This window comes from Pseudoalteromonas sp. 2CM28B (genome assembly GCF_023161935.1).
The window spans coordinates 25,403-39,820 of sequence record NZ_JALNTH010000043.1; the positions used below are offsets into that span (position 1 = coordinate 25,403).

A 14,418-nucleotide genomic window follows, 5' to 3' on the forward strand; every position below is an offset into this window, starting at 1 on the left:
TGACTGATAGCGTTATGCATGCAAGGTAGTGATTTTCAACATTAACACTAACTTACTAAGCAGGTGCAATCATACATGCTTATGGTAATCTATATTCGTTTCAATTATTTTAAACCCAAGGTTCTGATACAAAGTAAGAACCCCATTATTTGCAGCGGATATAGTAGTAAGTATCTTACTTAATCCTTCGCTTTTAAAATAACTAATTACTGAACCCCAAAAAAATGGAGAGTGCATTTCAAAGCCTTTTTTACTCCCTCCTAGGATTAAATCAACCTGTTTTCGATCATTTACTTTGTAAATCATAAAGGAAATTATATCACCGAGATTTGACTTATTGACTAAACACGCAACATCTTGATTGGCAAGGTCATTAACCCATTGGTACATTCTAATATCTGAGAGGTGCTTCTGAATAAACGGGTCTTCATGGAATCTAGAGAACTTAAACATATCACGTGCTATATCTGCAATATCCTTAAATTCACTTTTTTTTGCCTTATTAACCGGCAGCATCCTTCTTGAGTAGAGAGGCGGTAGTGTATATTCATGTAATTTACCAAGCGCAATTCTGAAGCTAGTTTCACATGCGATATAACCACTTTTAAACAATAACTCTTTAACTACAAAATTATTAGCTGGAAATCTACCATATATAAGATCTGCATTACAAAAAGAGTTATCATTCAACTCTATTTGAGTACTCTCGATATTTTTCGTATCAATCTCTAATATCTCAAATGTTCTTAGTTTGAGTGCAGACTCATCCCATGGGGTATAACGTCCTCTAATCATACTTATCCCCTCAAGCAGTGCTACCAGCGTCCACTGTTAACGTTGTCCCCGTTACACCTGCTGCGTTAGCCGATAGTAAATATAACGCTGCAGATGCAGCATCATCTACACTTGCTAATCGGCCTATACAACTTCTTCTTTTAATCTTTTCAAGCTTGTCACCTTGAAGACCATCCGTCATGCTAGTTTCCATATAACCTGGTGCTAAAGTATTAACCGTTATCCCTACCTTGCCAAGCTCACGTGCTAGTGACTTGGTAAAACCTCCTAGTGCTGACTTAGTTGCGCCGTAGACGCTTAAACCACTGAAGCCAGTCGAACCAATAATAGAGCCAACATTAATTATTCTACCGGCCTTGTTAAGCAACATTGCGCGCGAAACATATTTTGTGAATAAAATAGGGGCTTCAATATTAACTTTAATGCTTTGAGCAATGTCACTCTCATGCATTGTACCAAGCACACCATCATTACCTATAGCGGCGTTATTTATTAGCCCGTAAGGCCGCCCATGCTCTGTAGTGATTTTTTTTACCAGCTTAGATATATTCGTTGTATCTGAGAAATCATACTCATAAAAAAACAATTTATCCGAGTGCTTTAGCTGTAACACTTTAAACTCTTCAGTTAAAGTTCTGCTCACTGCGATTACTTTGTAGTCGTTAGTTAAGAGTTGATGGCATAACGCTAAACCTAAGCCTTTACCCGTACCTGTTACAATAACTGTTTTTTCCACTTTAAAACCTTATTAATTTACCCGTTGAATTAGTAGCAATAGTTTCAACAAATTTCAGCAACACCGGTACTTCGTGTGTTTCTAGTTCATCTTTACATAATCTTAAAATATTCGTTTTTAGATCTTTAGCGCTTAAACTTTTTGCAGAGTCTTCTAATACAACTTCCGCACACACTATCGTACCTAACATAGAGTTACTTTTACCAAACACTCGAGAATAACTGACACTATTACATTGATTTATAATCGCCTCTATTTTTTCAGGCATTACTTTATTACCACCAACGTTAATGGCACCGCTACTTCGACCTAAAAATATCACACGCTCATCAATACACTCGACAAGATCACCCGTGTTTATGAAGCCCTGCTCATCAATATCTACATGCCCAGCCAATAAAGCACTATTAGAACGTTCACTTCTAATCCAAAGCTCTTTGTTTATTATTTTGAGACTTATACCTAACTCACTATTTGCTAATAAGTAATTAGCAGGAAAACCTTCCTTGTTATCCTTAACAGCAAAACCAACACCAGCTTCGGTTGAAGCATATATATGTGTTATTTTAGCCGTAGAATACTGATGCTGAAGAGCATTAAGTATACTTTGAGTGCTTATTTCTCCACCTAAAGTGATTTTTTTAAGCTCTAATGATGAAGCGTTTTCTGTCATTAGGACTTTACGCCAAAAAGAAGGCGTTGCAGATACTGAGTTTACTTGGTTAAAACTAAATATATTAACAATGTCACTAATTGAATGTTCACTTTCGCTAATTGTAAGCACTGAGCCTGCAGCGACAACTTGTAAATATACTTGCAAACCTGCAAACCTATTCAAGTCATAACATAACCCCCAGTTATAAATACTACCCAACTCAATGTTTTTTTGAGCAGTACTTATTAGTCGTTCTAAACTAAACGACACTAACTTAGGTGTACCTGTAGTTCCTGAAGTAGCTAAAAGCCAGCCATGTGATTGTTCAATTACACTCACAGTGTTCAGCTTTTTAATAACGATCTCATTGTTAGCTTTTAAAGTTATGATATATTCAATTTCAGCGTTTTCATAAAAGCTACTGGTTGTATCTTCATCTAAATCACTTGCTTGTAAAAAAATAGTTTTAGCTAAACTATCAATTGCAGGTAAATATAAAGCTAAAGAGAGTCTATCGTTTGAAGTAACAGCGCAATTCTTGTCTTTTAAAAAGCTATACCTATCAATAAACTCAAAAGTAATCTCATTTAATTGTTTATAGGTTACTGACCTATTTTCAGCTTTAATAAAACAGCGTTCCAAAGGTACTAAATTTATATAATCTAAAAGCTTATTAAGCATTTGCCTGCTCATAAATTGCAACAAACTCACCAAATGTAGTCGGGTACACTGGCTCTTCCATTATTTGGAAAGGATCAATATCAAGTTCTTCTTCAAGTAAAGCTACTAAAATAGCAAATCCTAATGAATCAAGATCTGTTTCAAGTAGTATTTGATCATCTTTTATATCTACATATGTTTTTTCTTTATCAGTTTGCTCTAATGCTTCATTAAATTTTTCTAGAATAATAGCTCTCATAATTTACCCTTATATATTAAAACTCATTATAATATTCAATTGCTAATAAAACACAATCATAAATAAACTCATGTATTTCATAATTTTAATTAATATTTTTTGTTTTTTTGCTACTTTTTTGTTTTAACCATCAAAAATGACTATTCTATATTTATTAATAACAAAAAAGCCGCTTTTCTTAGCTCATTATAGTAAGAGGAACCAATTAACTTACCGCCCTTACAGTTTGCTCTCAATAATTTCTAATAGATATTTTCCATAGCTATTTTTGATAAAAGGTTGGGCTAATTTTGCAACTTGTCGCTTTGACAGCCATCCATTGTTAAATGCAATTTCTTCTAAACAGGCTATTTTATAACCTTGACGTTTCTCGATTGTTTCAACAAACTGCGCGGCTTCAAGTAAGCTTTCGTGAGTACCTGTGTCTAACCAAGCAAAACCCCGACCAAGCATTTCTACATTAAGCTTACCTTGCTCTAAATACATTTCGTTTAAGCAAGTAATTTCAAGTTCACCACGGTGTGATGGCTCTACTTGCTTAGCCATTTTAACTACTGAGTTATCGTAAAAATATAGCCCTGTTACTGCAAAGTGTGACTTAGGCTTACTTGGTTTTTCTTCAATAGAAATAGCTTTTAGGTTTTCGTCAAACTCAACCACACCAAAGCGTTCAGGATCTTTTACTTGATAACCAAATACAGTAGCACCTTGGCCGTTTTTGGCATTTTCAACAGCGTGCTTTAACTTAGGCGTAAAACCTTGGCCATAAAAAATGTTATCACCCAATACTAGGCATACATCATCATCACCAATAAAGTCTTCACCAAGTATAAAAGCCTGCGCTAATCCATCGGGGTTTGGCTGTACTGTATAGCTAAGCTCAATACCAAATTGTGAACCATCACCCAGTAAACGCTTAAATGAGTCACTATCCTCTGGGGTGGTAATAATAAGCACTTCTCGAATGCCCGCCAACATTAATACCGATAGCGGATAATAAATCATCGGCTTATCATAAATTGGGAGTAATTGCTTAGATACGCCCATTGTAATCGGGTAAAGGCGAGTGCCTGAACCACCGGCAAGGATAATTCCTTTCATGTTACCCTCCTTTATTTTGCGTATTTATTTCACCTAAACGTTCACGTTGGTAAGAACCATCTTGAACATTCTGGCACCAGCTTTGATTTTCTAAATACCATTCGATTGTTTTGCGTAAACCTGTTTCAAATGTTTCAACAGGAGCCCAGTTTAGCTCTGCACTCATTTTAGATGAGTCAATTGCATAGCGACGGTCGTGGCCTGGGCGATCAGCTACAAATGTTATTTGCTCTGAATATTTAGACTCATTAGGTACTAACTCATCTAAAATACTGCAAATAGTTTTTACTACTTCAATATTTTGTTTCTCATTATGACCACCTATATTATAAGTTTCACCAATTTCACCTTCGGTTACTACTTTATAAAGTGCACGTGCATGATCTTCTACATAAAGCCAATCGCGTATTTGGTCACCTTTACCATAAATTGGTAATTCTTTACCTTCAAGTGCATTCAAAATAACTAAAGGAATTAACTTCTCAGGGAAGTGATAGGGCCCATAATTATTTGAGCAATTTGTAATTATAGTAGGTAAGCCATAAGTGCGTAACCAAGCACGAACTAAATGATCACTCGACGCTTTACTTGCTGAATATGGGCTGCTAGGTGCATAAGGCGTTTGCTCTGTAAATAGTGGTAACTCTTCATCCAGCACACTCTCTTCTATCTCATCAGGATGAGGCAAATCGCCATATACTTCATCGGTAGAGATATGATGGAATCTAAAGGCATGTTTTGCTGGTTGTTTAAGTGTGTTCCAATACTCACGGGCAGCTTCTAGTAAATTATAAGTACCCACGATATTAGTTTGTATAAACTCTGCTGGGCCTGTGATTGAGCGGTCCACATGGCTTTCTGCTGCCAAATGCATTACAGCATCAGGCATATGCGTTTTAAAAACTCGGTCTAATTCTGTACGATTACAAATGTCAACGTGTTCAAAACAGTAACGGCTAGACTCGTCTGCATTAGGAAGAGATTCTAAGTTTCCCGCATACGTTAACGCATCAACGTTGATCACACTATCTTGAGTGTCAGAAAGTATGTGACGAATAACGGCGCTACCAATGAACCCTGCGCCACCAGTTACTAATATTTTCACAAAAAATGCCTTTATATTTTGGAGATTATCTGTGGGATAGCTGGTTTTATACAGCCCGAAACATGATTTATTTCAACTAAGTATCTCAGTGATATTACACCCCACTGAGACACTTTTTTCCATTTTTAGACAGTCAATTTAGACTATCTCATTGTAATTGCTTGTTTTTATACTTTTATTAAAAAGTGCCCAATAGGCCTTCTAGAAATAGGTTCTAGGATTTAGAGTTACCTACATAGTGTCTGATCAATACTATCATTACACTTAACATACCACCTAGCATTGTACCAAGTATTGCAATTAGTGCGCGTTTTGGCTTGAATTTTTCTTCTGGCACTAATGCGGCGTCAATGGTTTTAAATACGTATTCGTCGCGTACTTTAGCAAACATAATGGTTTTAGTTTGCTCTTCAACTAGCTTGTATAGCACAGCACGAATGTCAGCAATTTTGGTTTGCTCTAGCTGCTGTGTTAAAAAGTCGGTACTTTTTAGTGCCTCTAATACATCGCGCTGTTTCATGGTTTGGTTAATATCTTTAATTAACCAATCTACCCATTGCTGAGCAACATAAGGAGAAACATGCTCTATTGATATTTTAACCATACCGGTTTCTTTATCTGTGCTGGCACTAATAATTTTACTAAATTCTTTATATGCCTCTTGCATTGATGGCTTTGGCTCAAAAGGAGCTTTTACTTCACGCACCCATTTATTGTTTTCAGCATCGTATATTTCATTATCGTATACAATGGTGTTCGTTTGCATATTCCATGTTTTAGCGGCCATTAAATCTGGGAGAATGTTATGCTTTTGAATAAAGTCGCTGGTAAACTGGCGTGACTTTAATACCTCAATGGCTAATTGGGCTTTATTACTTGAGCCACCACCTAAGTTAACACCCGCTAAACTCGCTAAACCGCCAAACTGCCCTGCCAATGCACTTAAACCACCGCCACCTTCTTGCTCTGCAGGGGCTAATAAGGCCTCTGATTTATAAATATTAGGTTGGTTAATAGCATAAATAACCGATGCAACAGCAAACAGGGTAGTTATTGCAATTATTATCCACTTACCTTGCCATATTACCGCAAAGAGCTCACGTAAATCTATTTCATCGTCAGCGATGTTGGGGTTTTGCATTGGTGTATTATTTTGCATTGGCTCGTTATTTTGTAATGTACTTGGGTTGTTCATATGGGTCTCGTGGTTCTAGTAAGTGGCTTCGGGCCGCGAGCTATTGGCTAAGAGCTATTTTTAATGACCGTTATTAATCTGCTTAGCATCTTTGCAATAACCTCACATTCTTCGAGAATATAACCTGCTTTTAAGCTATTGATATATCCTAATTCTGAAGCAATCATAACTTGTGTTTTTAATTCGCCTATGGAGCCTTTGGCAATCCATAAAAAGCGAGTTTTTTCTTTTTCAAAACCTCTTTCCATCCCCTCTGCAATATTGCTAGGTACAGAAACAGAGCATCTACACATTTGATCTTTTAGACCATAATCCTGGAGCTGCTGAAAGCTTTTATAAATTAATAAACTTAACTTAAATGCTCTTTGCCAAACTTCTAGATTTTCGTATTTCATTTTTAACTCTAAAGTAATACTTTAAAGTAAAAATGTAGCAGGTTTTAGCGTTTTTACAGTTAGTTAATTTTAGAGCTTCGAGCTTCGAGCTTCGAGCTTCGAGCTTCGGGCTTCGAGCTTCAGGCTTCGGGCTTCGAGCTCTAGGCTCTAGGCTCTAGGCTCGTCGCTGTAAGCTTATCTAGCCCTTCAGGCACGCTTCCGTTCCAGTTCGTCGCAGAGCTCCTCTCGCTCCAGCTTGAAAGCAAAACTATTTGCTTGTCTAGCCCTTCGGGCACGCTTCCGCCCCTAGGTTGCAGTTCCTACGGTCTGATAAAAAAACAAGTTTAGGTTCTAGGCTAATGCTCATAACCTTTAAGTAAAAACCTGCGGGTTAAAGTCCCGCTTTAAAAATCATTTTGAACCACAGAGTACACCGAGGCGCTGCACGCTACACTGAGAAAAAAGTCTGCTGACAACTGACAACTGCTATTTTCCTCTATGTTCTCTTTACCCTCTGTGGTGAATAAAATCACTAACAGACGCACATAAAGTCGCTGCTACGTTTGCGAGGCGTAAAGCCCAGCATATAAAATCATTTGAACCACAGAGTACATTGAGGCGCTGCGCGCTACACTGAGAAAAAAGTCTGCTGACAACTGCTATTTTCCTCTATGTTCTCTTTACCCTCTGTGGTGAATAAAATCACTAACAGACGCGACATAAAGTCGCTGCTACCTTTGCGAGGCGTAAAGCCCCGCTTTAAAAAACATTTTAGCTGCGAGCCACGGGCTACGAGTTTCGAGCCCTAAGCCCTTAGCTAATAGCCCACAGCCCGATACCCGTTGCTTATAACCCTATATTACAGGCTACCTATCGCGGCTACTGCTACACCTAATTGATACAGTATTTGCGTTGCTGTGCTCCACAGCGTTAGCTTATCCATGTGCCCAGTGTCCATAGGTACTACTATGGTGTCGCCTGGCTCTAGCTGGTCTGAGTTATTAACGGCAAACCAGTTACCTGCGCTAGGTATTTTAACCGAGCCGTTGGCTTTTATAATGTAAATACGATCGTCATCAGCACGCTCTTTTAAACCACCACTTAGCTCTAGGTAGTCGTCTAGGCTAACGCCTGCTTTATATAAGTGAGTAGTTGCATAATTAACCTCTCCCACTACGCTGATAGAGTCGCGCTTACTCGGTACATAAAGCGTATCACCATCTTGTAGCACTAGTGTTTGCTGGTTTTTAGCAATTAGTGGTAGGTCGATAACTAAACGCCCTACAGCTTCAACACTGGCTAAGTCGTTAAGTAGTTTGTTCATTTCGCCGTACGAAAGCGCACTACTACTTATTGAATTTTGAAAGCTTTTTGATGCTACATCGCGGCGTAGTTCAGTAGCTAAACGGGCTAGTTGTTGTTGCTCTTGCTGCTTAACCGATTGGCGAATAAACACCGCTGCTTTTTGCTCGGCAAAGTTAGTAAAGCCACCGGCACGGTTTAATAAATCGGTTAGTGTTTCGCCGCGGCGAATGGTGTACGTACCCGGGAATAGCAACTCACCTTTAAGGGTTACTTTTACGTTTTCTTGCCAGTTAGGAATGGTAAAAATATTTAAGCTGTCTTTACTTTGTAATTTAAGGCCTTGTGCATTGCCACTCAATACTTGAGCAAGGTCTATATTAATGTGCTCAACATTTGAAGCATCGCCATTTACCATACGGGTAATTTCGGCTTGTTTGGTATAAGCCGACTCCAATAAACCACCTGCTGCTGTGATTAAATCTGCTGCTTCAGCATCTACTGTTAATGGGTAAACGCCTGGGTAAGTAACACTACCATTCACCTCAACTAGCTGAATAGCTTGCTGAGTAGACGCTTGTCGCTTTAACTTTTTAATTATTGGTGCTAACAAATTATTACGGCTATAAGGTGTATAGCTAGCAGCACTTAGCTGGTTACTATCTCCTGCTTGGCTAGCAGCTTGCTCAATTGTGGTATCTTTTTTAGTGCCTGAGCCCGTTGCTGCTAACGTTAACTTTTCATCACGTTTTTCTTCAAATTCACTAAATATAAGTATTTTGTCGTTAGCGTTAAGGATTAAGTCGTTTTCACTATTTTTAACAATAGCTAAAGCTACATCAAACTGATGCACTTCTATGTCACCATTTATGTTTATTTCGCGCACCACTAAGCCATAGCTTAAATCGGCTTGTGGGAGCAAGTCGCCACGTACCGACTTAAGTACATCAGATATGCGTTTACCTTGGTGCCATTGGTAACTACCAGGGCGTACCACAGCACCGACCAAGTTAACTGAGTTTTTATATTGTGCGCTTATGGTGTTAAAACGAATACGGTCGCCGTCTTGCGGAATGTAATTAATTTTATTTGCCGAAAAGTCTACGGTTAGTACTTCTTTACGGTTGTTATTAAAGCGCTCTACTAGTGCATTTTTAGTATAGGCACCGGGCTTTAAGCCGCCAGCCATTGCCAGTAGCTCTTTTGCTGTTTCGCCTTTTTTAAGCTCAAAAATAGCAGGGCGTTTAACTAATCCTTCTACTTTAACTTGTGCGCCCACCGAAGGTACAAATACCACGTCGCCGGGTTTTAAAATAATATCGTTACTGCTATCACCGTGAATAAGTAGGTCGTATAAATCGAAATTAGTAACTACTTTACCAGCCCGCTTAACTTGAATATTACGTAATGATGCAATATCCGACACCCCACCACTTACAAATAAAGCATGAGACACTGTAGTAAGCGACGACACACTGTAACTTCCTGGTTTGTATGCTTCACCTAATACCATAATACGCATACTGCGAAGTTGACCAAGCGAAACAAACGCTTTTACACCTATAACTTCTTGCTCTACTTTTAACTTAATTAACTGCTTTACCTCAGAAAAAGTTAAGCCAGCGACTTGTACCGGGCTCAAATCAGGGATGCTAATGCGCCCTTCGCGATCAACAATAACTTCAAAGCTCGCGCTTTCTTTACCATAAAAGTTTATTAATAGCTGATCGCCTCGGCCAACTAAATACGTATCAGGCACTGCTGACGTTTCACTAGGCATGAAGGTAGTTGGTTCACCGGCAAAAAGTTCATAACCAAATGGCTTAACTGTATTAGGGTTTTGTTTTGCTGGTTCTGCTTTTGCTGCTTGCTCTTGTTGTACTAAACGAGGACCGATTGTTAGTTCTTCAACTTGAGGTTGATTACTTGATTGGCTTGACCCAGTTATTACCGATAGATCAACACCGTACTGCTTTGCCAATGCCTGCTGCTGAGACTTTGGTAATTTTTTAAATTGCTCTATTTGCGACGCACTCGGAGTGAATGCTAATGCACTAAAGCTACATATTAATACTAAAGCACTAAATAAGTGTTTAAAAACGTTCACGAGTAGGTATTTCCCTAGGTCTACAACAAGAATTGCTGCGTATTGTACATTATTATTGGACAAATAAAAAAGGGACTTTTGCCCCTTTAGTCATTTAAATGTCATTAACCTGGTATTATTAGTTAAAAACTGTAAACCAGTGTTAGCGAGGTCTCTGTGTCGGTGCTTTCTTTGTCATCAGCAACATCTGAGTTATTGGTTATATTATAGGCCACTTTCATTTGCAGTGAGCCATTAATTTTAGTAAGTAGCGCAGTTTCTGAGCGAGTTTTGGTATTAGTATCACCGTACTCCACTGATACTAACTGAGTAAAGCGCGCGTTGTCTGAAATTTTCCAGCTAAAGTCTACTTTACCTAGCGCAATCACTTCGCCTTCGTATTCACCCGCTAGTGAGTTGCCGTTTTCATCAACCTCTTCGCTTACATCTGGGTATTTAAAGTACTTATAACCTGGACCAATTTCAGCATTTAGTTTCATGTTTGACTCGTTTAGTAAACGTAAACCATAACCCGCTGAAATAACCGACTCACTTCGGTATGCACCAAAGTAATCAGAAACATGCGACCCGTAAATAAATAAATGAGCGTGCTTTTCGTTTAATTTGTAATTACCCTGCGCTGAAATAGAGTACTTTTCGTTAGTACGCTGTTTTTCTTTTATGCCGTCGTCGTTTTCTACTTCATCTTCTTTGTAGATGCCGTCTAACTTATACTCGTTATTCCAGTTTTCTAAGTTATGCAATACTTTAATACCGCCTTTTAACGTGGTTGTTTCGGTATTACCGCTGGTAATAATAGCGCCTACTTCGCTGGTAACTTCCCAGGTTTTTTGCTCATCTTCTGATGCAAATGCATTGGTTGTAGCTGAGGCTGCTACTAAAATTGATAAAAGCTTAAGTTTCATTAAAAAAATAACCCTATAAAAAATGTATTAATACCTATTAAAAAGGCAACGCGTATATTAATAAATCGAATTTGAGCGCTGCCTTAATAAATAAGTATTTTAAAAAATTAGTCTTGCTTGTGTAAATGTACATCCATTTGCGGGAATGGAATGGTAATGTCTGCGTCGTCTAACGCTATTTTAATGTTTTCCATTAACGACCAGTATGTTGGCCAGTAATCTTCTGAGTTAACCCAAGGGCGTACGATAAAGTTAACGCTTGAATCGGCAAGTTCAGAAACTGATACATTGTATGCAGGATCTTTTAAAATACGCGATTCGTTATCTAGTACTGATTTAAGTACTTCTTTTGCTTTTCGTAAGTCGGCGTCGTAGCCAACACCAATCACAAGGTCAACGCGGCGTGTTGATTCGCGCGAGTAGTTAATGATCGCATCTGACATGATTTTTGAATTAGGCATTACAATAACTTTGTTATCGGGTGTGCGCATTTCTGTTGAAAATATTTCGATTTTTTTAATCGTACCGGCTTTACCGCCAGCTTCAACGTAGTCACCTGATTTAAATGGGCGAAGTAGAATAATTAATACGCCTGACGCAAAGTTAGATAACGACCCTTGCAGTGCTAAGCCAACGGCTAAACCTGCCGCACCTAAAATAGCAATGAATGATGTGGTTTCGATGCCAATTTGTGACAGCGCCATTAAAATAGTGGCTGCAAATACAATGGCATATACAATACTAGAGACAAACGATGAAACCGCTTTATCTACTTTTTTCTTGTCGAATGCTTTTTCGGTCAACTTTGCACAAAATTTGGCAATTCGTCCGCCCAGTAAAAATATAACAAGCGCTATGACTGCTTGAATACTGTAGTGTAAGATTAAGCCTGAATTTTCATTCAGCCAATTGAGTATTGAATCCATATTAACTCCTGATAGTGTTATTAAACAGTTTAGCGGTGTTGTTTATTGTATTGTAAATCTTTAATACATGTTTGCAACAGCGTTTTACGAGGTTCGAGGTTCGAGTTCAAGGTTCAAGGTTCAAGGTTCAAGGTTCAAGGTTCGAGGTTCGAGGTTCGAGGTTCGAGGAATTTAAAAACCTTAAGGTTAATATCGCAAGGTTTTTATATCCGTAGCAGCGGGTTCATCCCGCGTCGTTATTAGGTTTTAGGTATTAAGCCCGTTGCCCGTTGCCCATTGCCCATTGCCCGTTGCCCGTCACCCGTTGCCCGTTGCCCGTCACCCGTTGCCCGTTGCCCGTTGCCCGTTGCCCGTTGCCCGTTGCCAATAGCTTAAATATAGAATATTTATAATAAATTTAATTTTTTTGATTTTTTTGCTTCACAAGCATGGGGATATTATGTATTATGCGCGCCACACCAAACAAGGTGTATGTAGTGGCGGTTGTAGCTCAGTTGGTAGAGCCCCGGATTGTGATTCCGGTTGTCGCGGGTTCGAGCCCCGTCAATCGCCCCACTATTTTCTAAGTTCCCTCAGTAATATCTAAAGTTAGCTTCTTAATAATACCTAGCCTTCATAAAACCAAATCTAAAATAAAAATAATACACACTTATCAGTAGCCGCTGGTTCATTCCATGTTACACAGCCTATTTCCCGTATTTACGCTTTAGCCATTATCTCAAAACATATAAGTGCGCATATAACACCTCACCTACGTTTAAACCAAACACCGTGCTTGGCTTAATCTCTGCCTTTAACCTTTTGCCTTTAATCTTTAAAAAGACGCGATATAAAATCGCTGCTACATAAATTAAAAACAACTCCCGTAGCAGCGGGTTTACCCCGCGTCATGGTGCATTAAAAGACGCGATATAAAATCGCTGTTACATAATTAAAAAACAACTCCCGTAGCAGCGGGTTTACCCCACGTCATGGTGCATTAAAAAACGCGTATAAAATCGCTGCTACATAATTAAAAACAACTCCCGTAGCAGCGGGTTTACCCCGCGTCATGGTGCATTAAAAAACGCGATATAAAATCGCTGCTACATAAATTAAAAACAACTCCCGTAGCAGCGGGTTTACCCCGCGTCATGGTGCATTAAAAGACGCGATATAAAATCGCTGCTACATAAATTAAAAACAACTCCCGTAGCAGCGGGTTTACCCCACGTCATGGTGCATTAAAAGACGCGATATAAAATCGCTGCTACATAAATTATAAACAACTCCCGTAGCAGCGGGTTTACCCCGCGTCATGATGCATTAAAAAGACGCGATGTGAAATCGCTGCTACACTTTATTCTTTATGCGCAAGGACTCGCTATGAAGAAGGCTTATAGACTCAGGAAAGGGAGGGTCTCATTAACTAATCATTACTATATTGTCACTATGGTATCCCATAATCGTAATAAGCTTTTTACTAAACTTAATATGAATCGTTGTTTAATAAAACATATGCGAGAGCTAGAACGAGAACAACGAATAAAATCAATCGCATTTGTTATTATGCCAGACCACTTACATTGGCAATTTCAAATACTTTCAAACAATACGCTTTCAAATGTAGTTCGTCTTTTTAAAGGTAGAACTGCCGCGAGTTTTTATCAGTTTGAGGTTTATAGATTGTGGCAAAAAGGATATTACGATCATTTAATTCGTAATGAAGAAGATCTTATAGCTAGCGCTCGTTATATTATTGCCAATCCCTTGAGGGCAAAGTTAATAGCCAATGTTGCAGATTACCCTTACTGGGATTGCGTTTATGTTTAATATTACAGCCGATGTGTAGCAGCGGGTTTACCCCGCGTCATGATGCATTAAAAGACGCGATATAAAATCGCTGCTACATGTGCGCGGGATACCCCGCCTACAGGCTATTTTAATTTACCCGCACCTCACAGCCCGCCGTTCGTAATCTTTAAAAAGACGCGGAATAAATCCGCTGCTACATGTGCACGAGATGCCCCGCCTACAGGCTATTTTAATTTACCCGCACCTCGCAGCTCGTCGCTCGTAACCTTTAAAAAGACGCGATATAAAATCGCTGCTACATGTGCGCGGGATAAAGCCCCGCCTTCGTTCAATAAAAACACTGTGCTTGGCTTAATCTCTACCTTTAACCTTTTGCCTTTAACCTTTTGCCTTTAATCTTTAAAAAAACGCGATATAAAATCGCTGCTACATGTGCGCGAGATGCCCCGCCTTCGTTCAACACAAACACCTTGCTTGGCTTAATCTCTGCCTAAAACCTAGAAC

The 14,418-nt window shown here is 38.9% G+C and carries 12 protein-coding genes and 1 tRNA gene; 2 read left to right on the forward strand and 11 right to left on the reverse strand.

The annotated features are described in order from the left end of the window. Positions 1-69 precede the first annotated feature (69 nt). The 11 genes from MTN96_RS31575 to MTN96_RS31625 form a co-directional block, all read right to left on the reverse strand. Positions 70-795 carry a hypothetical protein gene (locus MTN96_RS31575; RefSeq protein WP_248534077.1) on the reverse strand — a complete coding sequence of 242 codons (726 nt, stop codon included), beginning with the start codon at positions 793-795 and terminating at the stop codon, positions 70-72. Positions 796-805: 10 nt separating this feature from the next. Beyond that, complete coding sequence (locus MTN96_RS31580) at positions 806-1,531, reverse strand: SDR family NAD(P)-dependent oxidoreductase (RefSeq protein ID WP_138595480.1); 726 nt, start codon at positions 1,529-1,531, stop codon at positions 806-808. Between the two features lies 1 nt (position 1,532). Continuing rightward, positions 1,533-2,867, reverse strand: a complete 1,335-nt coding sequence (locus MTN96_RS31585; RefSeq protein ID WP_248534079.1) for an AMP-binding protein — start codon at positions 2,865-2,867, stop codon at positions 1,533-1,535. Continuing rightward, on the reverse strand, positions 2,860-3,105 hold the full coding sequence (locus tag MTN96_RS31590; RefSeq protein WP_138595476.1) for an acyl carrier protein: 246 nt from the start codon (positions 3,103-3,105) through the stop codon (positions 2,860-2,862). Before MTN96_RS31590 ends, MTN96_RS31585 begins: the two co-directional genes overlap by 8 nt. 219 nt (positions 3,106-3,324) lie before the next feature. After that, positions 3,325-4,206 carry a glucose-1-phosphate thymidylyltransferase RfbA gene (rfbA, locus tag MTN96_RS31595; protein WP_248534081.1) on the reverse strand — a complete coding sequence of 294 codons (882 nt, stop codon included), beginning with the start codon at positions 4,204-4,206 and terminating at the stop codon, positions 3,325-3,327. 1 nt (position 4,207) lies between these two features. Continuing rightward, the gene (gene rfbB / locus MTN96_RS31600; protein WP_248534083.1) at positions 4,208-5,311 is read right to left on the reverse strand and encodes a dTDP-glucose 4,6-dehydratase; all 1,104 of its coding nucleotides are present in this window, start codon (positions 5,309-5,311) and stop codon (positions 4,208-4,210) included. Between the two features lie 214 nt (positions 5,312-5,525). Then, positions 5,526-6,506, reverse strand: coding sequence for a Wzz/FepE/Etk N-terminal domain-containing protein (locus MTN96_RS31605; RefSeq protein WP_248534085.1), 981 nt, complete (start codon positions 6,504-6,506; stop codon positions 5,526-5,528). Between the two features lie 47 nt (positions 6,507-6,553). Then, on the reverse strand, positions 6,554-6,901 hold the full coding sequence (locus MTN96_RS31610) for a four helix bundle protein (RefSeq protein ID WP_008131632.1): 348 nt from the start codon (positions 6,899-6,901) through the stop codon (positions 6,554-6,556). Positions 6,902-7,739: 838 nt separating this feature from the next. Next, on the reverse strand, positions 7,740-10,289 hold the full coding sequence (locus MTN96_RS31615; RefSeq protein ID WP_248534087.1) for an SLBB domain-containing protein: 2,550 nt from the start codon (positions 10,287-10,289) through the stop codon (positions 7,740-7,742). Positions 10,290-10,411: 122 nt separating this feature from the next. Beyond that, positions 10,412-11,194 (reverse strand): YdiY family protein, encoded by a 783-nt coding sequence (locus MTN96_RS31620; protein WP_248534089.1) that lies wholly within the window; start codon positions 11,192-11,194, stop codon positions 10,412-10,414. Between the two features lie 107 nt (positions 11,195-11,301). Continuing rightward, a complete protein-coding gene (locus MTN96_RS31625; protein ID WP_248534091.1) occupies positions 11,302-12,120 on the reverse strand; it encodes a mechanosensitive ion channel family protein in 819 nt (272 codons plus the stop codon). Between the two features lie 479 nt (positions 12,121-12,599). Here MTN96_RS31625 and MTN96_RS31630 point away from each other — a divergent pair. After that, a tRNA-His gene (locus tag MTN96_RS31630) sits at positions 12,600-12,675 on the forward strand. Positions 12,676-13,485: 810 nt separating this feature from the next. Then, positions 13,486-13,932, forward strand: coding sequence for a transposase (locus tag MTN96_RS31635; protein WP_069439933.1), 447 nt, complete (start codon positions 13,486-13,488; stop codon positions 13,930-13,932). Positions 13,933-14,418 lie beyond the last annotated feature (486 nt).